Source organism: Vibrio kyushuensis (genome assembly GCF_050337325.1).
Taxonomy (GTDB): Bacteria; Pseudomonadota; Gammaproteobacteria; order Enterobacterales; family Vibrionaceae; genus Vibrio; species Vibrio kyushuensis.
Genome location: NZ_JAKJSV010000013.1, coordinates 31,476 through 56,055, shown reverse-complemented (window position 1 = coordinate 56,055; position 24,580 = coordinate 31,476). Strand labels below are relative to the sequence as shown.

The following is a 24,580-nucleotide window of genomic DNA, read 5'->3' as shown; positions in this document are numbered from 1 at the left end:
TTACAGTTAGAAACGGAAATAATCCCATGTCGCAGCAAGTCGTATCCGGGCAACAAATTGTCTGGGATCAAGCTATTCTGGATAAGTACAACTATTCAGGACCTCGTTACACCTCATACCCAACAGCGTTGGAATTTCATGAGGCTTTTACTGTTGCTGACTATGACATGGCGTGTGCTCAATACCCTGAGCGCCCACTTTCTCTCTATATTCACATCCCATTCTGTCACAAGCTTTGTTACTACTGTGGCTGTAACAAGGTCATTACTCGTCACTCTCACAAAGCAGATGAATATCTTGATGTGATTGAGCATGAGATTCGCCAACGCGCATCACTGCTTCAAGGACGTAAAGTTACTCAGCTTCACTTTGGTGGCGGCACACCAACGTTCCTCACTAAACTGCAAATTAGCCGCTTGATGGCAATTCTACGTGCTGAATTCCAATTTACCGATGGCGGTGAAATTAGTATTGAGGTTGACCCTCGTGAGATCGAGCTTGATATGCTTGATCACCTGCGTGGTGAAGGCTTCAACCGACTCAGTATTGGCGTACAAGATTTTAATAAAGAAGTTCAAAAGCTGGTTAACCGCGAACAAGATGAAGACTTCATTATCGCGATGGTTGAACGAGCTAAAGAGCTTGGCTTCCGCTCAACAAACCTAGATTTGATTTATGGGCTACCAAAGCAGACTAAAGAGTCATTTGCACAAACATTGGCACAAGTCTTAGAGATGAAGCCAGGGCGACTTTCTGTGTTTAATTATGCTCATATGCCTCAGCTATTTGCTGCACAGCGTAAAATCAAAGAAGAAGATTTACCTGAAGCGAGTGAAAGAATGGGTATTCTACAAGAGAGTATCGCGACCCTTACTGGCTCAGGTTACCAATTTATTGGAATGGATCACTTTGCTCTGCCTGATGACGAACTGGCTATCGCTCAGAGAAAAGGCATTCTGCATCGTAACTTCCAAGGCTATACCACTCAAGGCGAAGCTGATCTGGTTGGTTTCGGCGTGTCAGCAATCTCAATGGTTGGTGATGCGTACGCGCAAAACCAGAAAGAGCTTAAGAAATATTACGCTCAGGTTGATGAGCTGCGTCATGCTTTATGGAAAGGGGTTGCCCTTGATAGTGACGACTTACTGCGTCGTGAAGTGATTAAACAACTTATTTGTAACTTCAAACTGGATAAAACCATCATTGAGTCTGAGTTTAAAGTGACGTTTAACCAATACTTCAAAGAAGATTTACAGTTACTACAAACTTTTATCGATGATGAATTAGTCGAAGTTGATGACAAAGAGATCCGAGTGACGCTACGTGGACGACTGCTTATTCGTAATATCTGTATGTGTTTTGATAAATACCTTCGTGATAGAGCGCGTCAGCAGCAGTTCTCACGAGTTATCTAAATTGTCAGAAGCTCAAATTAAGAAAGCCACGCTATTGCGTGGCTTTTTCGTTTAAAGAGAACAAGCTAAGGAGCGATGTACTTTCCAGCGGCTACATCCCAGAGCGCTTTTATCAGTGGCTTATCAAGCTGAGAGCGCTTACAGCAAACCCCAAGTTCAAACGGTTTTACTGGCTTCACTTTCAAGCGTTGAATCTTCTCTTTTACTGGGCTGTTATTGATCACCACATCTGGCGCTATTCCGACGCCACAACCAAGTGCCACCATACTAACAATGGCCTCATGCCCGGAAACCTGCGCATAGATGTTTGGCTTGATCCGCATGCTCTTAAACCAAGCATTGGCGCGGTCTCGTGCAGTACCTGCTTCTGACACGATAAATGGGATACTTGACCAATCGGGCTTTTCACCTTGAAGTTGTTCAGCAAAACTACTCACACCTGCAGGGGCAATAACAGAAAGAGGGATCTCGCTGATGGTCTCAAACTCAATTCGCGCAGGGAGCTGGTCAGGTTTCGCTGAGATAGCGATATCGGCTTCATCTTTTAGTATTTTATCAATGGCCTGAGCAGGGTCACCCGTTGAAAGCTTGTATTCAATAAACGGGTGCTGCAAGCGAAACTCAGAAAGCAGTTCCGGAAGGTGGCTGTAGCTAGCGGTCACTGAGCAAAATAGTCGTATCTCACCTTTAAGCTCCTGATCATGACCTTTAATCTGTGCGTTGTACTGCTGCCATTCAGTTTGAATCTTCATCGCCACAGGCAACAATTGTTTACCCGCAGGGGTTAGCTCTACGCTTCGGTTGTCGCGTAAGAACAATGTTTGGCTCGTTTGTTGTTCAAGCTTTTGAATCTGGCGACTTAACGCAGAAGGGCTGATATGCATGGCAGAAGCCGTCTTGCTGAAACTTTTACTGTCGCACAGATGAATAAACATCTGCAGGTTTTTAATATCCATAATGATCTTCTAAGCGAACTTTGTTTGGTAACAAGAGCGTTTTTATGTACAAAAGTAGTCTAGCACCAATTTTCTGTACGTTGCATTAATTGCAATTACTAATTGTGAATATATCACTTTCGGCAATTAGATGTCTGCTTTAGTATGAACTCATTCGGCGATAATACGCCGACCATAACGGAAGAATCAACAAGGAGCGCCCAACATGGCTAACTATTTCAATACTTTAAATCTACGTGAGCAACTAGACCAACTAGGTCGTTGTCGTTTTATGGACCGCAGTGAATTTGCTACAGAAGCAGATTACCTAAAAGGTAAGAAAGTGGTTATCGTAGGTTGTGGTGCTCAAGGCCTAAACCAAGGTCTAAACATGCGTGATTCAGGCCTAGACGTTTCTTACGCACTACGCCAAGCTGCGATCGACGAGCAGCGTCAATCGTTCAAAAATGCAAAAGAAAATGGTTTCGTTGTTGATAGCTATGAGAATCTAATTCCTCAAGCTGATCTAGTAGTGAACCTAACACCAGACAAGCAACACACAAATGTTGTTGAAACGGTAATGCCTCTAATGAAAGAGGGCTCTGCACTAGGTTACTCGCACGGCTTCAACGTAGTTGAAGAAGGCATGCAAATCCGTAAAGACCTAACGGTTGTAATGGTTGCGCCTAAGTGTCCAGGTACAGAAGTACGTGAAGAATATAAACGTGGCTTTGGTGTTCCAACACTAATCGCAGTTCACCCAGAAAATGACCCTAAAGGTGAAGGTTGGGATATCGCTAAAGCTTGGGCTGCAGGTACTGGTGGTCACCGTGCAGGTTGTCTTGAGTCTTCTTTCGTTGCTGAAGTTAAATCAGACCTAATGGGCGAGCAAACAATTCTTTGTGGCATGCTTCAAGCAGGTTCTATCGTTTCTTACGAGAAGATGATTGCTGACGGCATTGAACCAGGCTACGCAGGTAAACTTCTACAGTACGGTTGGGAAACAATCACTGAAGCGCTTAAGTTTGGTGGCATCACTCATATGATGGATCGTCTATCAAACCCAGCAAAAGTGAAAGCATTCGATCTTTCTGAAGAGCTTAAAGACCTAATGCGTCCACTTTACAACAAGCACATGGATGACATCATCCAAGGTGAATTCTCTCGCACTATGATGGCTGACTGGGCGAACGATGATGTGAACCTATTTGGCTGGCGTGAAGAGACAGGCGAAACGGCATTTGAAAACTACCCGTCGTCTGATGTAGAAATCTCTGAGCAAGAGTACTTTGATAACGGCATCCTAATGGTTGCAATGGTACGTGCAGGGGTTGAGCTAGCCTTCGAAGCAATGACTGCATCAGGCATCATCGATGAGTCTGCTTACTACGAATCACTACACGAACTACCGCTAATCGCAAATACGGTTGCTCGTAAGCGTCTGTACGAAATGAACGTAGTAATCTCAGATACAGCAGAATACGGTAACTACCTATTTGCTAACGTAGCAACACCACTTCTACGTGAGAAGTTCATGCCTTCAGTAGCAACTGACGTAATCGGTCGTGGTCTAGGTGAGACATCTAACCAAGTAGACAACGGCAAGCTAATCGCAGTGAACGATGCAATCCGTAACCACCCAGTTGAGTACATTGGTGAAGAGTTACGTGGGTACATGACGGATATGAAGAACATCGCAGTAGGCGGCTAAATACTTGGCCTAGAGTCTAATTTCTGTGTCGAAGGTGCTCATTTACTCGCGTAAACTCCGCGCCTTCTTCTTGAAATTAAACGCTATTCCTGCGTATTTTCTTTGATTTTATAAAGCGAATACAAAAATACAAAGGGCTTGGTCAGTGATGACCAAGCCCTTTTTAATGGGTCTGAAAGAGTAGGGTAAGTGGTTACTTATCCGCTAGTTTCTCTTCAAGTTGAGCAAGTTTCTGCTCCATCTCTGTTAGCTTTTGGCGAGTGCGAAGAAGCACTTGAGTTTGAACGTCAAACTCTTCGCGGCTAACTACGTCTAACTTGTTTAGTTGGCCTTGGATTACTTGGCGAACTTTCTGGTCAACATCAGCACCAAGCTCTTTAACAGGGGTTGGCATTGAATCATGAATTTGTTTAGCAATTTGCTCTAATTTCTTTGGGTCAAACATGTTGGCTTAAACTCCTATTAATTTGCCTACATTCTATTTAAACCGAATAGAAAAGTCGCTAGTTGGTGGAAAAAATGTTCAGTAGTGATAGGTGGCGGTGAAGAGTGAGATAAAAAATAGGCCACCGAAGTGACCTATTAAGTAAGTGAGCTATCTAATCATTAACGTATCTAGTTAGCTTGGATGAGATATTTCTCTTTGAGCCGCTTTCGCTTCATCAATGCGTGCGAGTTTCTCTAGGTCTTTATCTTCAACAAACACAGGCAGTGGCTTGTGCTTCTCTGCCAAGTAGCTGTAGATCACTGGCAGTACGAATAGAGTAAATAGCGTACCAATCGCAAGACCCGCAACGATAACAATACCGATACTAAAGCGTTGAGCTGCACCTGCACCTGTTGCGTACATCAGTGGGATAAGACCTGCAATCATCGCCGCTGTTGTCATCAAGATAGGGCGAAGACGAACCTTAGCCGCTTCCATTACCGCATCAATACGAGACTTCTTATTGTGCAGCTGCTCTTCTTTAGCAACCTCACAGATAAGAATACCGTGCTTAGTGATAAGCCCCACTAGGGTAATCAAACCAACCTGAGAGTAGATATTCATAGAGGCTGCGCCCCAAGCTAAGGCAATCAAAGCGCCACAAATAGCCAGAGGTACTGAAACCATGATAACCAATGGATCTCGGATAGACTCGAACTGAATCGCCAGTACCAAGAAGATAATCGCCAGTGCCAAACCAAAGGTCGCATACAGAGCACTGCCTTCCGTTACGTATTGGCGCGATTCACCCATGTAGTCGTGGTTATAGCCGCTTGGTAGTTTGTCGGTTGCAATGCCTTCAAACCAATTTACTGCGTCACCCATAGCGGTTCCCGGAGCTGGAACAGCGCCTACCGTTGCTGAGTTTAGCTGGTTGAAGTGAGGCAGTGAGCGAGGCTCAGCAATCACATCAATGTTGATCAAGCTGCCAAGTGGAACTGCGTTACCATCAGCCGCGCGAACGTAGTAGTTGTTCATTGATTCCGGATTTAAGCGGAACTTACGCTCAACCTGTGGAATCACTTCGTATGAACGACCATTAAGATCGATACGGTTAACATAACCATCCGCCATCATGGTACTTAGCGTAATACCAATATCCTGCATCGTTACGCCATACGCACCCGCTTTGTCTTTATCGATATTGATTTTCATCGTTGCAGAGTCAAAGTTAAGGTCAAGATCAGAGTAAACAAACATTGGGTTCGCTGTTACTTCACTAAGAACATCAGAAGCTACCGTAAACAGGCTTTCAAAGCTGTTTGGCGTGGTGATAACAAACTGAAGTGGTAAGCCTGAACCGGCACCTGGAAGCTCTGGCATCTGGAATGCCGTTACCGCCATACCTGGAACGCCACTAACCAAGCCCGTTACTCGATTGGCGACTTCTTCTTGACTCGTTTCTCGTTCACTCCAAGGCACCATGGAGGCAATACCAAAGGCTTGGTTAGCATTAGGCACACCGGTAAATACCTGAGCAAAGGAAACTTCTGGTTGAGCAGAAAGAATTTCATTTACATCGTTCATGGTATTTTGCATGTAATCAAGGTTTGCGTTTGATGGCGCTGTACCCATTAGCATGATTACGCCTTTATCTTCTGAAGGAGCAAGCTCACTCGGAATAAACGAAAACAAAACAGGTAATACCGCGAATACGATGACAGAGAATCCAATCACAACTGGGCGATGATCCATCACTGATTTCAACATACGTGAATAGCGATTAGTCATGCCATCAAGTACATGATGGACCGTTTTCTCAAATTTGCTTGGCTCTTCATTTGCCTTGAGCATTTTTGAACACATCATTGGCGATAGTGTTAGTGCGACAATACCTGAAACAAATACCGCACCAGCAAGCGTTAATGCAAACTCTTTAAATAGAGAACCTGTAATACCGCCCATCATCGCGATTGGCGCATATACCGCACCCAACGTTAACGTCATTGCGATAACAGGTACGGCGATTTCACGCGTACCGATGATCGCCGCTCTAAACGGGGATTCGCCCAGTTTTAAGTGTCTGTCGACATTCTCAAGTACAACGATCGCATCATCAACCACAAGACCGATGGCAAGTACCATTGCTAACAGTGTCATCAGGTTCCAAGAGAAACCCATTACCTGCATCACCATTGCAACACCGATAAGAGACAGTGGGATAGTGACGATAGGGATAAGTACTGCTCGGAATGACCCAAGGAACAGAGTAATTACGACCAGAACGATTAACGCCGCTTCAAGGATAGTCTTGACAACTTCATTGATTGATTCATTGATCGCGATGGTTGAATCGTACATCACGTTCATTGAGATGTTGCTTGGAAGGTTCTTCTCAAGTGCTGGTAGAAGGTCTAGGACATCAGCAGCGATATTGATCGGGTTAGCACTTGGCGCAGCATTAATTGCGGCAACAACCGCTTCTTGACCATTTGCACTCGCTCGATAAACGTCGTGACTCTTTTCTAAACTTACTTTAGCGATATCCGCTAGGCGAACAATCTCACCCTCAGTACCCCTGACGACTAAGTTTTCAAGCTCAGAAACATTGGATACTTGAGTATCGGCACTGCCGTTATAAATAACGAACTCACCTGTTACCTGACCTGTTGCAGACTGATAGTTATTGGCATTAAGAACGCCCATTACATCAGTGGCTGTAAGGTTCAGAGCCGCCATTTTAGATGGGTCTAGCCATACGCGCAGTGCGTATTTCATACCACCGTAAAGGTCGACCTTAGACACACCACTAACCGTAAAGAGCTGTGGATTGATCACTCGCTCAAGGTAGTCGGTGATCTGACTAGACGCCAGCTCATCACTGGTAAAACCAATGTAGAGTACCGCGGTTGTAGAGCCTGTCGACATAGTTACTGTTGGATCTTCAGACTCTTTAGGCAGTTGAGATCGAACCGAGTTAGTCTTAGCTAGAACATCAGATAACGCCGCGTTAGGATCGGTATTAAGCTTCATCGTTACCGTGATGGTTGACTTACCATTCACCGATTGCGAAGTCATATAATCGATATTATCGGCCTGTGCGACTGCTTGCTCCAAGGGCTGAGTAATAAAGCCTTGAATCAAGTCAGCACTTGCCCCGTAGTAGCTGGTGGTTACCGTTACTACCGTGTTCGTCATTTCTGGGTATTCACGAACCTGCATCTTGAAGATCGCCTGCATACCAAGCAAGGCAATCAAGAAACTGATTGAGATAGCCAGAACTGGACGTTTTATGAAAACATCAGTAAAGCGCATAATTCCTCCAGTTACAGCATTGGTGTTTCAGCAGGGGTAGCCGTCGCATCACTTTCAACGATACGGACTTTAGCATCATTACTTAAGCGAACTTGACCTGTAGTCACGACCATATCACCCACAGTGACGCCTTCTAAAACGTGCGCAATATCTGCACTGCGTTCACCGATTTTAACAACGTGCTGTTTCACGCGTTGCTCGCCATCTTTTCCGCTAACGATATAGACGTTATCACCGTAGAGCGTGTAAGTAATCGCAGTCTGTGGCAGCACGACTTGATTTTCTAGCTCAGGAAGAATGATGTTGGCACGCGCAAACATACCACTACGAAGTTGACCGTCGCTGTTTGGAATGTCCGCTTGAACTTGAATTAGACCACTTTGTACACTGACTGCAGGCTCAATAGCGCTAATTGATCCTTTGAACGGTCTTTCTGGGTACGCATCAACAAAGATATCAATGGATTGGTTAATTCGAATGCGAGAAATATCTGTTTGCGGAACAGTAAAGCGTAAACGCATCACACTCGTGTCCTCTAGGCGAACGATATCCGTACCAGCCTGTAGGTATTGACCTAGGTAGACATTACGAATACCAACCACGCCAGAGAAGGGTGCTTTGATTTCACGGCGATCAATAGAGGCTCTTAGGCTTTCAAGGTCAGCAGAAAGAGAGTAGAAGCTTGCTTCTGCATCATCGTATGCTTCTTTTGAGATAGAACCTTTTTTATACAAGCCTTGGTAGCGCTTATATTTCGCTTCTGCTGCAGGTAAACGAGCTTTGGCACTTTTTAGGTTTGCTTTTTCTACATCAGAATCAAGCAGAACTAAAGATTGACCTTCTTCAACTTGAGTACCTGAATCAAAAGTGATCTTATCAATCACACCATTGGTTTCGTTAGCAATGGTCACACCTTGGTTAGGTTCAATAAAACCAATTGCCTCAATAACAGGAACCCAGTTAACTGCTTCAACTTCAACAGCAGTCACAGGGAACTCTGGCTCAGGGCGGTTTGCTAAATACTCAGCAATTTTTTGCTGTTTGAATAGATTGAAACCTATCACACTGCCAAATAAGACAATGGCGATAAGTAGCATAAAGAAAGTCCACTTTTTCATTTTGCTGGTGACTCCGAGTTAGTTGTTCTTAACAAAGTTAGTGGTTAGTAATAGCGTCCCAACTGGCGTTGATTGCGGCTTCAATAGCGTCATCACTGAGTTGGTATAATCCAAAAGTGTGCTTACGAGCGAGTGTTACGCTTGTTTCCAAGCTCAACGCTGAAAGCAGTTCGTTATCAAGGGGCTTAAATACCCCTTGTTCTTTTCCTTGTTTAAATAGATTAAAAACCTCTTTAAACATACCGCGCTCCTCTTGACGAGTAGCACTGCAATGACCTATCGGTGTTGAATCGTATTGAATGCGATTTTTTAGCATCGCAATATCTGATCCCACTAGGCCCCAAATATTGAGCCACATCTTTCGATAGCGCTCTTTAAGTGGCATAGACTCATCAACGTCGGTTTGTACCACATCAGCAACGCGTTGCGCGACGTGCAACCTAAGTTCTTCAATTAGATGCTCTTTATCGTCAAAGTAACGATAAATTGTACCTGCAGCGACACCAGCTTCTTTAGCCAGTCGTTGCATTGAAAGCCCTTGTAAGCCTACGTCAGCAATGACAGTTCCAGCTGCGAGCAAAATCTTTTGACGCTTATCATCTGTTGGTTTGCTTGTCATAGGACACCAGAAGTGAATGAACGTTCATTCATTATAGATCGATAAGTGGTATTCAATGCAACATTTAATTGAATCACTGTAAGGAAATGTTATTAATTGGACGATAGCATTCGTTGGGCTGCAGGATTATTATAGCTCTCCTAATGAGTACAAAATTGAGAACATCATGAAGCTGAACCCACAACAAGATGAAGCAGTAAAGTTCGTATCAGGGCCATGCCTTGTGCTAGCGGGAGCTGGTTCGGGTAAAACGAGGGTAATCACCAATAAGATTGCTTACTTGGTTCAGCAGTGTGGTTATAAAGCACGAAATATTGCTGCGGTGACCTTTACCAATAAAGCCGCGCGAGAAATGAAAGAGCGTGTTGGGCAAACATTAGGGAAAGCGGAATCAAAAGGTTTGATGGTCTCAACTTTTCACACTTTGGGTCTCAATATCATTCGTCGTGAATACAAGGTGCTTGGTTTAAAAGCGGGATTTTCTCTGTTTGATGACCAAGACCAGATGGCATTGCTAAAAGAGTTGACTGAAAAGCAGCTTGATGGTGATAAAGATCTGCTGCGCCAATTGATGAGTGCTATCTCCAATTGGAAAAACGACATGCTCACCTCCGAGCAAGTTTTAGCAAGAGCGATAGGTGAGCAAGAGCAGCTGTTTGCTTTCTGCTACGAGATGTACTTAAAGCAGATGAAAGCCTACAACGCGCTTGATTTTGATGATCTAATCTCACTACCTGTATTGTTACTACGCACGAATGAAGATGTTCGTAAACGCTGGCAAGGCCGCATTAAGTATCTGTTGGTGGATGAGTATCAAGATACCAACACAAGCCAATATGAATTGGTGAAGCTTTTGGTCGGTGAGCGAGAGCGATTAACCGTGGTAGGTGATGATGATCAGTCAATCTATTCATGGCGTGGTGCCAAACCGCAGAACTTAGTTCTTCTTGGGCAAGACTACCCAAGTTTGAAGCTGATTAAGCTTGAGCAGAACTATCGATCAACGTGCCGAATTCTGCGCGCAGCAAATATTTTGATTGCTAATAACCCCCACGTGTATGAAAAAACACTGTTTTCAGAGATCCCAGAAGGTGAACCGCTCAAAGTACTTCTTGCTAAAAATGAAGAGCATGAAGCCGAGCGTGTTACGGGTGAAATTATTGCTCACAAGTTCTTAAACCGAACCAACTATAAAGATTACGCAATCTTGTATCGTGGTAATCACCAATCACGTCTGATTGAAAAGTGGCTAGTACAAAACAAAGTGCCTTACAAACTATCAGGTGGCACATCGTTTTTCTCACGAGCAGAAATTAAAGACATCATGGCGTACTTACGCGTCTTAGTGAACCCAGACGATGACAATGCGTTTTTGAGAATTGTGAACACCCCTCGACGTGAAATTGGCCCTGTTACGTTAGAAAAGTTAGGTAGTTACGCCAATATGCGTGGAAAAAGCCTATTTGCCGCAAGCTTTGAAATGGGCTTAGAACAGCATCTAACCGGACGAGGACTAGAAAATCTGCAACGTTTCACACAGTGGATTGTGGCTATTGCGGACAATTCCGAGCGTGGCAATACCGTTGAAGCAGTTCGTTCATTGGTTCGCGATATCAATTATGAAGATTGGCTATACGAAACTTCTTCAAGTGCCAAAGCGGCTGAGATGAGAATGAAAAACGTCTCTGACCTCTATTCATGGATTGTTGCTGATTTGGAAGGTGATAACTATGACCAAGAAGAGAAAACATTAAAAGAAGTCGTACTCAAGCTGACATTAAGAGACATGATGGAGCGCGGTGAAGATGACGAAGACAATGATGCGGTTCAATTGATGACGCTTCATGCTTCTAAAGGTCTAGAGTTCCCTTACGTCTACTTACTAGGCTCTGAGGAAGGTATCTTGCCGCATCAAACCAGCATTGATGAAGATAATGTCGAAGAAGAGCGCCGTTTGATGTACGTAGGCATTACACGAGCACAAAAAGAGCTGACCTTTACTATGTGTAAAGAGCGCCGTCAGTACGGTGAACTTATTAAGCCATCGCAAAGCCGTTTCCTTGATGAGTTGCCACAAGGTGATATTGAGTGGGAATCAACCAAGAAGCCTGTCTCAGCAGAAGAGAGAATGGAAAAAGGGCAAGCGCATATTGCCAACCTGAGAGCTATGTTTAAAAAGTAAACGTAACGTCATAAGCGGAATGGTGAATAAAGAAAAGGCTCGTTAACTATAGAGATGTAGTTAACCGAGCCTTTGCTATTTTATAAAGAGAAGGGTGTTATTAAATGCCTTCAATCATGTGCTCAATAGCAGCGATGATTTCATCATCTGAACAATCCATACACGCGCCTTTTGCAGGCATTGCATTGAAGCCGTTGATAGCGTGGTCAGCAAGAACATCTTTACCTTGAGCAATTCGAGGAGCCCAATCACCCGCGTCACCTGTTTTAGGAGCGCCACTTACGCCAATGCTGTGACAAGCGGTACAGAACATGCCATACACAGCTTTACCGTCACGAGGGCCAGTTGCTTCAGCGACGACTGGCTCACTACCAGCTAGGTATACATTACCTACAGGCTTGATGCGTTCAGCAATGGCATCGTACTCTTCTGGGCTAACGCTACCTGCGTATGCTGCTGTAGAGCTTAGTAAAGCGGCGAAAAATACAGTTAAGATTCGTTGAGACATATCCATTAAACTCACTTTAAATTCCCAAGGTAAGTACATGCTTACCAATTATATAGTTAATAGTTTTTATGTTGATCTAAGGACGTCAAAGTCTGTTAAATCAATGTAAACAGTGGGTGATTATATCCTGATAAGTTGTTGCATTAAACAACAAGTTATCGTCCATTCAATGATTATTATTTGTGAAATAGGTCTTTGTCACACTTTAATTGCCCAAAAAGACACCAAACGATAAAAAAAGTTGAAAAAGTACTAGACGGCCTAGGGTGATATACGTATTATTCCACTCCGCCGATAGGGCATGCGCCCGTAGCTCAGCTGGATAGAGCGTTGGCCTCCGGAGCCAAAGGTCGAAGGTTCGAATCCTTTCGGGCGCGCCATCCGGATGCTTGCACAAGTAAGTGGCATATTGGCAAAAAACATAATGGTGGCTATAGCTCAGTTGGTAGAGCCCTGGATTGTGATTCCGGTGGTCGCGAGTTCGAATCTCGTTAGCCACCCCATTATTTAGGTAGCTCAGTTTACTCAGTAAATAAAAGCTTCCGGTTTTGATTCAAGTTACATCCTAAGAATCGAAACGAAATTGGAAACGTTGTTTAAGTACAACTCAAACCAAGTAAAAAAATACAATGTCGGTGAATAGCGCAGCTTGGTAGCGCATCTGGTTTGGGACCAGAGGGTCGGGGGTTCGAATCCCTCTTCACCGACCACTATTTCAATAATCGCAACAGTGGTTATATAAAAAATTAGTGGTGGCTATAGCTCAGTTGGTAGAGCCCTGGATTGTGATTCCGGTGGTCGCGAGTTCGAATCTCGTTAGCCACCCCATTAATTTTGGTAACGTAAGTTTCCTTTTTCGTTAAATCGAAATAAAACCTTGTCGGTGAATAGCGCAGCTTGGTAGCGCATCTGGTTTGGGACCAGAGGGTCGGGGGTTCGAATCCCTCTTCACCGACCACTTTAAGAAGCCTCAGTCGAAAGACTGGGGCTTTTTTACGTCTGTAGATCGGAGTATTGAAGCTTGGTTTGGAGTCAGAGAGTCGGGGGTTCCCAATGGTTTCTAAATAAGGCTCTTCACCGACCACCTTAAGAAGCCTCAGTCGAAAGACTGGGGCTTTTTTACGTCTGTAGATCGGAGTATTGAAGCATAGTTTGGGACCAGAGGGTCGGGGGTTCCCAATGGTTTCTAAATAAGGCTCTTCACCGACCACCTTAAGAAGCTTCAGTCGAAAGACTGGGGCTTTTTTACGTCTGTAGATCGGTGTATTGAAGCATAGTTTGGAGTCAGAGGGTCGGGGGTTCCCAATGGTTTCTAAATAAGGCTCTTCACCGACCACCTTTAAGAAGCCCTGTCAGAAATGACGGGGCTTTTTTACGTTTGTAGATCGGAGTATTGAAGCATAGTTTGGAGTCAGAGGGTCGGGGGTTCCCAATGGTTTCAAAATAAGGCTCTTCACCGACCACTTTAAGAAGCCTCGTCAGAAATGACGGGGCTTTTTTACATCTGAAGCTTAGTAGAATGAATGTTTAGTTGGGGATCTCAAGACCAGCCTCATTTTTGTAAAAATATCTTTACTGAAAATAGAAAAATAATTAGCGATAGGGCCTGAAGTCTAGGTGCTCATGCTCTAATGAAACTCTCCCTAGCATTTTTGAACTGAATCACACTGGAGTTTTTATATTGAGCTAACCTATATTGTTCCTGAAACTAATCGTCGCTAGTTAAATGAAAGTTGGATTGATTTGGTTTTATCATCTACTTATTTGCTATTTATATGGTTTATTTAACTATAACCATATTCGTTATTAGTTGATGTTTCTGTATTGTTAATTTTAGTCGTTATATTATTTGTGAGAAATTATTCACGAATATGTTTTTATGATCTACGGCTTTACGTAGTACTTTTAGGTGAAAGTGCTGTTGAATTCTATCTTGGTGCAAGATGCACTTAATTGGTATTACCAATATTAAATGCAGTTTTATTGCATATATATCCACACACTTTGCTCCCAATCTGTTTGATATCGACTTTTTATCCTCTATTTGTTGCTTTTCTGTGAGTTTTTTGCCAAATTGATGACCTTGTTAATTGCCAGAACATTCTACTGGCAAGAATGGATTCAATTTGTATCAGTATGTTTGCGCGCAATACTGGTATCAGACAGGGCAGAAAACTGTCAAAGCAGTCGAGGTCTGATAAATGTCGCTATTAGAAGTTCAAAATCTTCGTATTGAGTACCCATCTCGTCATGGGGTTCACGCTGCGGTTAAATCACTTTCGTTTAATATTGAACGTGGTGAAATTGTAGGTGTTGTTGGCGAATCAGGAGCAGGTAAATCAACGGTCGGTAACGCCGTTATTGATCTACTGAGCCCTCCTGGCCTTATCGCAAGTGGTGAAGTGTTTTTAGATGGGGAAAAGGTATCTGGCCTAACTCCTGAGCAAATGCGAAAAGTTCGCGGATCGAAAATTGGTTTTATTTTCCAAGATCCGATGACCTCTCTTAACCCTCTATTCACGGTTGAGCAGCAATTGACCGAAACGATCCATGCCAATATGAAAGTATCGGCAGAAGAAGCGTATGAACGCGCTTTGTCGTTAATGAATCAAGTAGGGATTCCACAGCCTGAAAACCGTTTGAAGCAATACCCTCACCAGTTCTCTGGTGGTATGCGTCAACGTGTAGTTATTGCCATCGCTCTAGCGGGTGAACCCGATTTAATCATTGCAGATGAGCCAACTACAGCGTTGGATGTATCAATTCAAGATCAAATCCTAAAACTTATTCGCGATCTTTGTATCGAGAAAAACGTAGGCTGTATGCTGGTTACCCATGATATGGGTGTGGTTTCCAATGTAACGGACCGTGTTGCGGTTATGTACCGCGGAGACTTGGTTGAATTTGGTCCAACTGCGAAAGTGCTGGGCGATCCAGATCACTCGTATACTCGAAGCCTCATTTCTGCGGTTCCTCGCTCTGATGTGAAACTCGATCGTTTCCCTTTGGTTAGCTACATAGAAGAAGCGGCTGAGATGGAGCCTCTTGATGTGAAGAATCACTGGCTTGGTCAAAGCCAAGATCACCGTGATTACACTGGCTCTCTATTAAGCGTTGAAAACGTTAACCTGCGTTTTGTCACTAAAGATTCTCTGTTCGAAAGCCGACGTGAATTTGTTCAAGCGTCAAACAACGTAAGCTTTGATGTACTTGAGGGTGAAACCTTTGGTTTGGTTGGCGAATCTGGCTCTGGTAAATCGACCATTGCACGTGTTATTGCCGGCTTATACGCACCAAACTCAGGTAAGGTCTCGTTTGAAGGCATTGATTTAACGGCGATGAAGTCTGAAAAAGAGCGTCGTCCTCTGCGTCGTCAAATGCAGATGGTCTTCCAAAACCCTTATACCTCGATGAACCCACGTATGAAGATCTTTGACATCATTGCCGAGCCGATTCGTTTTCACAAGCTAACTCGTAATGAAACGGAGACTCGTCAGATCGTCAACGATCTTCTTGATCACGTTGGTCTAGGTAGTATGTCGGGCGTTAAGTATCCACATGAATTTTCAGGCGGTCAGCGTCAACGTATCTCGATTGCTCGTGCATTAGCAACGCGCCCTCGCTTACTGATTTGTGACGAACCAACATCTGCGTTAGATGTATCGGTTCAGGCACAAATTCTAAACTTGCTGAAAGATTTACAAGATGAGTTAAACCTCACCATGCTGTTTATCAGTCATGACTTACCGGTTATTCGCCAAATGTGTGACCGTGTGGGTGTGATGCAAATGGGTAAACTGTTGGAAGTTGCACCAACTGAGCAACTGTTTACGACACCTCAGCATGAATACAGCAAACACCTAATTTCATTAATGCCTGAATTCTTAGGCTTAAGAGAAGACGTAAAAACGGCATAAGTCGTTTCGAATTGCCGAATGGTCTTAAATGCCATTCGGTGTCGAAGAACTGAGCATGCTTGCAAACAGCGAGCGGCTTGGACATAAAAAGCAGAAGCAAACACAACAACTAGGGATTCGGATTCCCGCATAAGGAGTTATGCAATGAAAACCATGAAAAGCAAACTAGTAGTCGCAATGATGGCTGCAGGTCTTAGCTTTAGCGCAGCAGCAGCTGACATTAAAGTAGCGTACGACGCAGATCCAGTATCACTGGACCCGCATGAGCAGTTATCGGGCGGTACACTGCAAATGTCTCACATGGTGTTTGATCCACTAGTTCGTTACACGCAGGAACTGGATTTTGAAGGACGCTTAGCAGAAAAATGGGAACGTGTTGATGACACAACTTTCCGTTTCTCACTACGTAAAGGCGTTAAGTTCCATTCAGGTAATGAGCTATCAGCTGATGATGTTCTTTGGACATTTGATCGTCTTAAAAACTCACCAGATTTTAAAGCAATCTTTGAACCATACGAAAAAATGGTCAAGGTTGATGATTACACTGTTGAAATTATTTCTAAGGGTGCATACCCACTAGTTCTTCAAACTGCGACTTACATCTTCCCAATGGACAGCAAGTTCTATTCAGGCACCACCGCTGATGGTAACGAGAAGTCAGCAGTTGTGAAACACGGTAACTCGTTTGCTTCTACAAATGTTTCAGGTACTGGTCCGTTTATCGTGACTGAGCGTGAGCAAGGCGTACAAGTTGTGTTTGAACGTTTCGGCGATTACTGGGATGAGAACACTGGTAACGTTGATAAGCTAACGCTTGTACCAATTAAAGAAGATGCAACTCGTGTTGCGGCACTTCTTTCTGGTGGCGTAGACATGATTGCACCAGTAGCACCTAACGATCACAAGCGTGTTAAAAGCGCAAATAACGTTGATCTAGTAACGCTACCTGGTACTCGTATCATCACGTTCCAAATGAACCAAAACAGCAACGAAGCATTGAAAGATGTTCGTGTTCGTCAAGCTATCGTTCATGCGATTAACAACGAAGGTATTGTTAAGAAAATCATGAAAGGTTTCGCTACAGCGGCTGGTCAACAAGGCCCTTCAGGCTACGCTGGCTATGATGCTGATCTTGTTCCACGTTATGACCTGAAAAAAGCGAAAGAGCTTATGAAGGAAGCGGGCTACGAGAAAGGCTTTACGCTTTCTATGATGGCGCCAAACAACCGTTACGTGAACGATGCGAAGGTTGCTCAAGCTTCTGCGGCAATGCTGTCTAAGATTGGCATCAAGGTTGATCTGAAAACAATGCCTAAAGCGCAATACTGGCCAGAATTTGACCTATGTGCAGCAGACATGCTAATGATCGGTTGGCACTCAGATACTGAAGATTCAGCTAACTTCTCTGAGTTCCTAACGATGACTCGTAATGAAGAGACAGGTAAAGGTCAGTACAACTGTGGTCACTATGCAAACGCAGAAGTGGATTCACTGGTTAATGCAGCAAACGTAGAAACTGATTCTTCAAAGCGTGCTGAAATGCTTAAGACAGTAGAAGAAACACTGTACAACGATGCAGCGTTTGTTCCTCTACATTGGCAGAACCTAGCGTGGGGCGCAAAGTCTAACGTTAAGATCGGTCCAATCGTAAACGCAATGAACTTCCCTTACTTTGGCGACCTAGTGGTTGAGTAAGTAAGGCTTAGGCATCCAATCCACATATTTAAGATTGTAAATTGAAAATAGTGCATTGGGTGCCTAGTTAATTTTTGGCATTTAGCTTTGTTTCAGTCGGTTAGGTGCCATTTTTAAGACTGGATTTTTTGTTTCTACTTATATTGAGTAGAAAATCATGGATAGTTAAAAAGGGGCAAGGAATGTTTTCGTTTCTGGTCAATCGCCTGTTTCAGGCACTGATAGTGATGTTTGTGATCAGTTTGGTGGCGTTTTCCATTCAAGATAATTTGGGTGATCCGCTACGTGAGCTTGTAGGTCAGTCGGTTTCAGAAGCTGAGCGTCAAGCGCTGCGAGATGAGCTAGGCTTAAATGATCCCTTCGTTACAAAATATACCCGTTTTATTACGGCTGCCTTGCAAGGTGATTTAGGCACATCTTACTTCTTCAAGCGACCAGCGGTTGATGTCATTTTAGATAAGCTGGTAGCAACATTAGAGCTCGTATTTGGTGCGTCCATTATTATAGTGGTTTGCTCTATTCCTCTGGGTGTCTACTCTGCTATTCATCCCAAAAGCGTGTTCACTAAAGTTGTAATGGCATTCAGTAGTGTCGGTATTTCCGTCCCTGTCTTCCTTACTGCCATTATGTTGATGTATGTGTTCTCTATAGAACTCGGCTGGTTACCTTCGTATGGACGAGGCGAAACGGCTAATGTTCTTGGCTGGCAATCTGGTTTCTTTACCATTGACGGCATTCGCCATTTAATTCTGCCTTGTGTTGCTCTTGCATCGATTATGTTGCCACTGTTTATTCGATTGGTACGTTCTGAAATGCTTGAAGTACTAAGCTCTGAATACATCAAATTCGGTAAAGCGAAAGGGCTTGCACTGAATAAAATCTATTACCAACACGCACTGAAAAATACCATGTTGCCGGTACTAACGGTGGGTGGTGTTCAAATTGGTACGATGGTGGCTTACACCATTTTGACCGAAACGGTATTCCAGTGGCCGGGAACAGGTTTCCTATTCTTAGAAGCGATCAACCGTGTTGATACGCCACTTATTACGGCTTACGTTATTTTCGTTGGGCTTATCTTTGTTGTTACCAATACCATTGTTGATCTGCTCTACGGTGTGATTAACCCAACAGTAAACTTAACGGGCAAAGGATCTTAAGATGAATGAAGTAGCCACAGCTCCGAGTCGTTGGGAGCGTTTTAAAAATTCAGACATCGTGTATTACTTCTTGCGCGATAAAGTTGCGATGACCAGCTTTGCCATCTTTATGATGTTCTTAACGCTGGCATTGGCGGCACCTATTTTATCGCCAACGGACCCGTATGATCTTTCGTCTATCGATATCATGGATTCAGAGCTTCCACCTTCTTGGATGGAAGACGGTGATTCGAACTTTTTGCTGGGAACGGATGAACAAGGGCGCGATATTTTATCGACAATTCTTTATGGGTCACGTCTCTCTTTGACCATCGGCTTTCTTGCCGTTGGTCTACAGCTAACGTTAGGTATTATTATTGGTCTATCAGCGGGTTATTTCGGTGGCCGTATTGATAGCTTCTTAATGCGTTTTGCTGATGTTCAGCTTTCGTTTTCGACCATGATGGTCGCAATCATTGTTTCGGCTATTTTTAAGGCGAGCTTTGGTAGTGACTTTTACAGCCAATACGCGGTGGTGATGCTAGTTGTGATCATTGGTGTGGCAGAGTGGCCTCAGTATGCGCGTACTATTCGTGCCTCGGTACTGGCTGAAAAGAAGAAAGAGTATGTGGAAGCTGCTCGTGTGATGGGCTTTAAAGCGCCACGCATCATGTTCCGCCATATTTTGCCAAACTGTTTATCGCCAATTTTGGTTATTTCAACGGTTCAGATTGCTAACGCGATTATGTCAGAAGCCGCGCTGTCATTCCTTGGATTGGGTCTTCCAGTTGATCAGCCATCGCTAGGTGCTCTAATTAGTACTGGCTTTAACTACATCTTCTCCGGTGCGTGGTGGATTACTGCCTTCCCTGGTGTTGTACTTATTACCTTGGTATTGGTGATAAACCTACTGGGTGATTGGTTACGTGATGTATTCAACCCTAAAATCTACAAAGGGTGATCCGCACCGATTGATTTTTATTCGAAAATCTAACTAAACTAGAGCCGTAAGTTATTACGGCTCTTTTTTTGCATTCAATTTAGCTATACAGCCTCAAATGAGCTAACCAAGGCAAGACGATTAAAGGTTAATGAAGTATGGATACGAAGTTGGTAATCAAGCCTAGAATGATCGGAGTGAAGTTCTTGAGTATGGTCGCTCTGTCTCTCCCATTTATTTCTCACTCAGTTTCAGCAGAAAAATTCTTATGTGATGCCACCCAAGCATCGACGAGCAAGTTGCCGGTTTTAGATAGCGCCTGCCCAATAGGTAAGGGGCTTTGGGGTAATCAAAAACCGAAAGGGAATCAATCGAGCTTTTGGATTCAATGTGGTGTGCTTTCTAAACCGCTCCCCCTAGCTAAAGCGAAAAGTATTTATCAGCATATCTCCACTGACGTTTGGTTAAAACCTGAAGAGAAAGGGCACCGTTGTTTGATTGGCCCCTATAATGATTTTGCTAAAGCAACGCAGGAATTACGGAAGGTAAGAACGGAATCCGCTTATAAAGAAGCGTTTATTCGTGAAGTTCGTAAAAATGCACAAGCAAGTAATGCCGCCAAAGATACGCCATTGAAGGTTGCTCCAGTGCAAAGTGAGAAATCCGCTCAGAAGACCTCTACTATTGGCGCTCCGGTTATGGCGGTAACGGCATCTAAAGTAGAAGAGAGCAGCCCAGAGAAGGCTGTAGTGCGTCTAAAGGCGACGGTTGAGTCTCTAGAGTACCGAGTGCCTTATACCAACATGGAAGATGGGCAATTTTATATGGAGCATGGTCTGCCGTGGAATCGCTTAAGTTATACGGCGGCAACTGAGGTGTGCAATTCTATGGGCATGCGCTTGCCACTTGAGCATGAGTGGACAACATTGTTAGAAGCGAAAGTTATGGAAGGTGATAATTGGCCGATGCACCTGCCTTACTGGGGTTTTGAGCGAAAAGGGATGTTCACTAGTGGTAAGATCAGCCAACTGAAAGGAACCTCACTATTAAATGTGTTGTGTGTTAAATAGCGACAATTATCGATTAATATCGATGGTAAGTTATTCGGATTTATCAGCATCCATTTTTTTGGATAGGTCCAGATATTTGCTTTCGACAAAGTCTTTCTCTTTCCCTAAATGCTGCAACTGCTGTTGAGCCTGTTCTAGTTCTTGCTTAATGGCTTCAACGTCTTCACTTGAACCTTGCGGCTCCTGTTGCTTCAACTCTTCAATGGTATTAAGCAGCTCTTCTTTCTCTGTTTGATATTGCATAGCTAAATCTTGAAAGCCACCCGCTTGGCTGATTTGAATGTACTCTTGTTCGAGTTTTTCGAAATCTTTTTCTAATGCGGCGTTCTCTTCACGTAATCCTTCAACGGTATCGTTTTGGTTAAACAGTTTTTTTCTCGTTACTCTTAGCCCTTTCACACTTTTATCTAGATCGCCTTTAAGCTTGCGGATAAGTTGGTGTGACTTATTGAGTTTTAGGTTTAAGTCGTCAATGGAGGCTTGTTCTTCAGGGCTAATATGCTGTGCGGTTGAGCTGCGAAGCAGTGCCATTTGGCTTTCTAGAGCCTGCTGAAGTTGGATTAAGTCAGTTAATGTATCGTTGTTCTCTGAGGCATAATTTAGAGCGTTATCAACAGATTGCTGGCACATGTGCAGCGTATTATCATCCATGCCTTTATTTTCAGAAGTAAAGCCTCTAGCGAATTTTCGAAACTCACGGATGATTAACAGCAGAATGATGAACCAACCAGATAGGATCACTAAGCCAAGATCAATGGCGAGCATTCCAAGTATTTCTTCTGTCAGTAAATCCGCTATCGACATATTTATCATCCTTTGCAATGACTTGCTTAGGTTGTAAGTTTAGTTGTTATAAAAATTTGTGCCTATACTTTGAACAGGTTACAACGAGATTAGATGAGAAATAGTGAAAGTTCTGATTGTTGATGACAGTAAAGCGACGTTAGAAATTGTGCGACGTGCGCTTGAAACATATCCGTACAAGCGGCTATCGATCAATAAAGCCGATAATGCGGCAGAGGCACTGGTGCTCGTTGAAGAATGGAAACCAGATATCATTTTAACCGACTGGTATATGCCGGGAATGTCGGGGCTAGAGCTGGTGGAAATTATTGCTCAGATGAGTCCTGATATTAAAATCGCCATGATTACTATGGTTGATGATGAGCAAATGATTGTAAAAGCGCAGAAAGCAGGTGCACTGTTTGTTCTCTCAAAGCCTTTTGACGATGAAGATTTGCATAAAAAGCTTCGCCCATTGACGACGACTATTGGTGATAAAGGGATGCTGGCTGACCCAACGGAGTATCAGGGCGATCTCGCGCTTCCTCAGGTCTCTACGTTAGAAAAACACATGCAGCGTATTGTCTCTAAAGATATGACGTTGTTCATGATCCACCCACAAGAGTTTGATGAAAGTAAATTGCCGTGTTTAATGGCCATGTATGTTGATAGTGAAAATCAAAAACCAAAAACCATCGCACTACTCGATCTTCAGGCAATTTGTTTGTTCGCTAAAAGTAATAAAAGCATCTCTGATTCAGATATTAAGCATGCTCTAGAGAGTAAAGTGGTCAGCAAAGAGATATTAGATTCCTGCCATAAGACGATGACGGATACAGCTTTAGCATTTTTGGATAATCGCACTAAGAAAAGTTTACGCTTAAAGAGTGTGAGTTTATTGCCGCATACGTTTGAAAAATTAGAAAAACTCTATGCCAAAGGGGCAGAAGAGCGCGTCGATTTCTCTTGCCAAATAGGGGAGTCGGAACTTGGGAAGGTGACGTTGGTTGGGTACTAAAGTTTACCAGTAGACGATAATGCTTCCCTCATATCACCCGATGTAACTTTTAAGGCTATGACTTCATTGTCAGTAGTTTCATACCCTCCTGTATAAGTTTGTGATTGATCCCACTTCTCACTCTTTATTTAAGTTTCCAGTTTATCCTATTGATGTTATCGGTAACATGTTACCGATAACTTTGAGTGTCTAGTTACATATAGCGAAGTGGCGTATCGAGAGGATTGATATTGACGCTAGTTTACTGTCACTGGAATTAACTTTTTTAAGGGATAAGAATGGCCAATGATTACCGAGCAATAGCGCAATCTGTTGTGAAATATTTGGGTGGGAAAGACAATGTCTCGGCTCTCACACACTGTATGACTCGATTACGATTTGTAGTGCATAACTCAGAGAGTGTCGATATTGCTAAACTCAAGGCAGTTAAAGGTGTTATGGGGGTGGTTGATAACGGTGACAAAGTACAGGTCATCATTGGTAATGAAGTTTCCTACGCACATGATGAAATTATGGCTCTCTGTAGTATGTCTTCTGCACCGACTTCGGCAACACCGGCTAAAAAAGAGAAACTAACAGCAAAATCTGTTGGGGCGAAAATGCTAGATGCGCTTGTTGGCACCATGTCTCCATTGATTCCTGCCATCATTGGTGGCTCGATGGTGAAACTCCTCGCCATGGTACTTCTCATGACCGGCTGGATGGAATCAGATACGCCCACTTTGATCATTTTAAATGCGATTGGAGATGGTGCTTTCTTCTTTTTGCCTGTGATGGTTGCAGCGTCAGCATCGATTAAATTTAAGACCAATATGTCGTTGTCTATTGCGATTGCCGGTGTACTTATTCACCCGAACTTCATGGAACTGATGGAGCAAGCGGCGCAAGGTCAGCATGTTGATTTCTTTGGTATCCCAATCACCTCCGTGAAATACACTTACACCGTTATCCCTGTTCTGGTTATGACATGGGTGCTCTCTTACATTGAACGTTGGGTAGATAGCATCACACCGGCGGTGACGAAAAATTTCTTAAAACCAATGCTGATTGTATTAATTTCCGCACCGATCGCGATTGTCCTTATTGGCCCATTTGGTATTTGGATTGGTACGGCTCTATCTGCACTTGTTTACACTATCTACAGCACTTTAGGCTGGCTATCGGTCGCAATTATGGGGGCTCTTTGGCCACTACTTGTTTTAACCGGGATGCATCGTGTTTTCACTCCTACCATTATTCAAACCATTGCGGAAACAGGCAGTGAAAGTATGGTAATGCCGTCTGAAATTGGCGCGAATATAGGTATGGGCGGCGCGTGTTTAGCTGTTGCATACAAAACAAAAAATAGCGCATTAAAACAAACTTCTATGGCTGCGGGTGCTTCGGCTATCTTTGCTGGCATTGCTGAGCCTGCGCTTTATGGTGTTCTTGTACGTCTTAAGCGCCCACTTATCGCAACTATGATTACTGGTTTCATTGTGGGTGCGCTTGCCGGTATGGCGGGGCTAGCGAGTCACTCAATGGCGGCACCAAGTCTGTTTACGAGTGTGCAGTTTTTCGATGTAAATGATCCTATGAGTATCGTTTGGGTCTTTGCTCTGATTGCACTGTCCATCGTACTTTCATTTGTATTAACACTCGTTCTGGGTTTTGACGATATTCCTGAAGATGAGGCTGATTCTGATACTACATCAGCAAAAGAAGAGTCTGAGCAGAGTAGCAAAGACAACATCAAAACTTCGCCTATCACCGCCTAGGTAAACAGTACGTTTCGCTACGCAACTTAAT

Annotated in this window: 17 protein-coding genes and 5 tRNA genes; 15 read left to right on the top strand and 7 right to left on the bottom strand. The window is 43.6% G+C overall.

What is annotated here, in order from left to right; genetic code table 11:
* The first annotated feature begins 26 nt into the window (after window positions 1-26).
* Window positions 27-1,415 carry an oxygen-independent coproporphyrinogen III oxidase gene (gene hemN / locus L4D20_RS21825; RefSeq protein WP_428803701.1) on the top strand — a complete coding sequence of 463 codons (1,389 nt, stop codon included), beginning with the start codon at window positions 27-29 and terminating at the stop codon, window positions 1,413-1,415.
* 65 nt (window positions 1,416-1,480) lie between these two features.
* On the opposite strand, the gene ilvY is transcribed toward hemN, so the two are convergent.
* The gene (ilvY, locus tag L4D20_RS21820; protein ID WP_428803700.1) at window positions 1,481-2,371 is read right to left on the bottom strand and encodes an HTH-type transcriptional activator IlvY; all 891 of its coding nucleotides are present in this window, start codon (window positions 2,369-2,371) and stop codon (window positions 1,481-1,483) included.
* 205 nt (window positions 2,372-2,576) lie between these two features.
* Between ilvY and ilvC the strand changes: the two genes are divergently transcribed.
* Entirely contained in the window at window positions 2,577-4,061 is a 1,485-nt protein-coding gene (ilvC, locus tag L4D20_RS21815; protein WP_428803699.1) for a ketol-acid reductoisomerase, read from the top strand.
* A 193-nt stretch (window positions 4,062-4,254) separates the two neighbouring features.
* Here ilvC and ubiK read toward each other — a convergent pair whose 3' ends face one another.
* From ubiK to L4D20_RS21795, 4 genes are all read right to left on the bottom strand, one after another.
* Window positions 4,255-4,506: a ubiquinone biosynthesis accessory factor UbiK gene (gene ubiK, locus L4D20_RS21810; RefSeq protein ID WP_017034606.1), complete on the bottom strand. Its 252-nt coding sequence runs from the start codon at window positions 4,504-4,506 to the stop codon at window positions 4,255-4,257.
* Between the two features lie 174 nt (window positions 4,507-4,680).
* A complete protein-coding gene (locus tag L4D20_RS21805) occupies window positions 4,681-7,803 on the bottom strand; it encodes a multidrug efflux RND transporter permease subunit (protein WP_428803698.1) in 3,123 nt (1,040 codons plus the stop codon).
* 11 nt (window positions 7,804-7,814) lie between these two features.
* On the bottom strand, window positions 7,815-8,921 hold the full coding sequence (locus L4D20_RS21800; RefSeq protein ID WP_428803697.1) for an efflux RND transporter periplasmic adaptor subunit: 1,107 nt from the start codon (window positions 8,919-8,921) through the stop codon (window positions 7,815-7,817).
* Between the two features lie 37 nt (window positions 8,922-8,958).
* On the bottom strand, window positions 8,959-9,540 hold the full coding sequence (locus tag L4D20_RS21795) for a TetR/AcrR family transcriptional regulator (RefSeq protein ID WP_428803696.1): 582 nt from the start codon (window positions 9,538-9,540) through the stop codon (window positions 8,959-8,961).
* Between the two features lie 166 nt (window positions 9,541-9,706).
* Between L4D20_RS21795 and rep the strand changes: the two genes are divergently transcribed.
* Complete coding sequence (gene rep, locus L4D20_RS21790) at window positions 9,707-11,722, top strand: DNA helicase Rep (protein WP_428803695.1); 2,016 nt, start codon at window positions 9,707-9,709, stop codon at window positions 11,720-11,722.
* A gap of 100 nt (window positions 11,723-11,822) precedes the next feature.
* On the opposite strand, the gene L4D20_RS21785 is transcribed toward rep, so the two are convergent.
* A complete protein-coding gene (locus L4D20_RS21785; protein WP_428803694.1) occupies window positions 11,823-12,236 on the bottom strand; it encodes a c-type cytochrome in 414 nt (137 codons plus the stop codon).
* A 297-nt stretch (window positions 12,237-12,533) separates the two neighbouring features.
* Between L4D20_RS21785 and L4D20_RS21780 the strand changes: the two genes are divergently transcribed.
* The 10 genes from L4D20_RS21780 (at window position 12,534) to L4D20_RS21735 (ending at window position 20,991) form a co-directional block, all read left to right on the top strand.
* Window positions 12,534-12,610 (top strand) — tRNA-Arg (locus L4D20_RS21780).
* Window positions 12,611-12,657: 47 nt separating this feature from the next.
* Window positions 12,658-12,733: transfer RNA gene (locus L4D20_RS21775), tRNA-His, on the top strand.
* A 130-nt stretch (window positions 12,734-12,863) separates the two neighbouring features.
* Window positions 12,864-12,940 (top strand) — tRNA-Pro (locus tag L4D20_RS21770).
* Window positions 12,941-12,982: 42 nt separating this feature from the next.
* Window positions 12,983-13,058: transfer RNA gene (locus L4D20_RS21765), tRNA-His, on the top strand.
* A 53-nt stretch (window positions 13,059-13,111) separates the two neighbouring features.
* Window positions 13,112-13,188: transfer RNA gene (locus L4D20_RS21760), tRNA-Pro, on the top strand.
* 1,243 nt (window positions 13,189-14,431) lie between these two features.
* The gene (locus L4D20_RS21755; protein ID WP_428803693.1) at window positions 14,432-16,147 is read left to right on the top strand and encodes a dipeptide ABC transporter ATP-binding protein; all 1,716 of its coding nucleotides are present in this window, start codon (window positions 14,432-14,434) and stop codon (window positions 16,145-16,147) included.
* A gap of 144 nt (window positions 16,148-16,291) precedes the next feature.
* The gene (locus L4D20_RS21750) at window positions 16,292-17,842 is read left to right on the top strand and encodes an ABC transporter substrate-binding protein (RefSeq protein ID WP_428803692.1); all 1,551 of its coding nucleotides are present in this window, start codon (window positions 16,292-16,294) and stop codon (window positions 17,840-17,842) included.
* A gap of 182 nt (window positions 17,843-18,024) precedes the next feature.
* A complete protein-coding gene (locus L4D20_RS21745; protein WP_428803691.1) occupies window positions 18,025-19,002 on the top strand; it encodes an ABC transporter permease in 978 nt (325 codons plus the stop codon).
* A 1-nt stretch (window position 19,003) separates the two neighbouring features.
* On the top strand, window positions 19,004-19,942 hold the full coding sequence (locus L4D20_RS21740; RefSeq protein ID WP_428803690.1) for an ABC transporter permease: 939 nt from the start codon (window positions 19,004-19,006) through the stop codon (window positions 19,940-19,942).
* Between the two features lie 137 nt (window positions 19,943-20,079).
* Window positions 20,080-20,991, top strand: coding sequence for an SPOR domain-containing protein (locus L4D20_RS21735; protein WP_428803689.1), 912 nt, complete (start codon window positions 20,080-20,082; stop codon window positions 20,989-20,991).
* A gap of 30 nt (window positions 20,992-21,021) precedes the next feature.
* Here the strand turns inward: L4D20_RS21735 and L4D20_RS21730 are convergent, their stop codons facing one another.
* On the bottom strand, window positions 21,022-21,795 hold the full coding sequence (locus L4D20_RS21730) for a chromosome partitioning protein ParA (RefSeq protein WP_428803688.1): 774 nt from the start codon (window positions 21,793-21,795) through the stop codon (window positions 21,022-21,024).
* Window positions 21,796-21,898: 103 nt separating this feature from the next.
* Here L4D20_RS21730 and L4D20_RS21725 point away from each other — a divergent pair, with 103 nt between their 5' ends.
* Both L4D20_RS21725 and ascF read left to right on the top strand, forming a co-directional pair.
* Entirely contained in the window at window positions 21,899-22,792 is an 894-nt protein-coding gene (locus tag L4D20_RS21725; protein WP_428803687.1) for a response regulator, read from the top strand.
* Window positions 22,793-23,070: 278 nt separating this feature from the next.
* Window positions 23,071-24,549 (top strand): PTS cellobiose/arbutin/salicin transporter subunit IIBC, encoded by a 1,479-nt coding sequence (gene ascF / locus L4D20_RS21720; protein WP_428803686.1) that lies wholly within the window; start codon window positions 23,071-23,073, stop codon window positions 24,547-24,549.
* Window positions 24,550-24,580 lie beyond the last annotated feature (31 nt).

Bases quoted from the DNA above. Each gene is read 5' to 3' on its own strand.
- L4D20_RS21800 (WP_428803697.1), bottom strand. From the start codon at position 8,921: ATGAAAAAGTGGACTTTCTTTATGCTACTTATCGCCATTGTCTTATTT.
- L4D20_RS21745 (WP_428803691.1), top strand. From the start codon at position 18,025: ATGTTTTCGTTTCTGGTCAATCGCCTGTTTCAGGCACTGATAGTGATG.
- L4D20_RS21740 (WP_428803690.1), top strand. From the start codon at position 19,004: ATGAATGAAGTAGCCACAGCTCCGAGTCGTTGGGAGCGTTTTAAAAAT.
- ilvY (WP_428803700.1), bottom strand. From the start codon at position 2,371: ATGGATATTAAAAACCTGCAGATGTTTATTCATCTGTGCGACAGTAAA.
- L4D20_RS21755 (WP_428803693.1), top strand. From the start codon at position 14,432: ATGTCGCTATTAGAAGTTCAAAATCTTCGTATTGAGTACCCATCTCGT.
- L4D20_RS21730 (WP_428803688.1), bottom strand. From the start codon at position 21,795: ATGTCGATAGCGGATTTACTGACAGAAGAAATACTTGGAATGCTCGCC.
- rep (WP_428803695.1), top strand. From the start codon at position 9,707: ATGAAGCTGAACCCACAACAAGATGAAGCAGTAAAGTTCGTATCAGGG.
- ascF (WP_428803686.1), top strand. From the start codon at position 23,071: ATGGCCAATGATTACCGAGCAATAGCGCAATCTGTTGTGAAATATTTG.
- L4D20_RS21735 (WP_428803689.1), top strand. From the start codon at position 20,080: ATGGATACGAAGTTGGTAATCAAGCCTAGAATGATCGGAGTGAAGTTC.
- hemN (WP_428803701.1), top strand. From the start codon at position 27: ATGTCGCAGCAAGTCGTATCCGGGCAACAAATTGTCTGGGATCAAGCT.
- L4D20_RS21805 (WP_428803698.1), bottom strand. From the start codon at position 7,803: ATGCGCTTTACTGATGTTTTCATAAAACGTCCAGTTCTGGCTATCTCA.
- L4D20_RS21785 (WP_428803694.1), bottom strand. From the start codon at position 12,236: ATGGATATGTCTCAACGAATCTTAACTGTATTTTTCGCCGCTTTACTA.
- L4D20_RS21750 (WP_428803692.1), top strand. From the start codon at position 16,292: ATGAAAACCATGAAAAGCAAACTAGTAGTCGCAATGATGGCTGCAGGT.
- L4D20_RS21795 (WP_428803696.1), bottom strand. From the start codon at position 9,540: ATGACAAGCAAACCAACAGATGATAAGCGTCAAAAGATTTTGCTCGCA.
- ubiK (WP_017034606.1), bottom strand. From the start codon at position 4,506: ATGTTTGACCCAAAGAAATTAGAGCAAATTGCTAAACAAATTCATGAT.
- ilvC (WP_428803699.1), top strand. From the start codon at position 2,577: ATGGCTAACTATTTCAATACTTTAAATCTACGTGAGCAACTAGACCAA.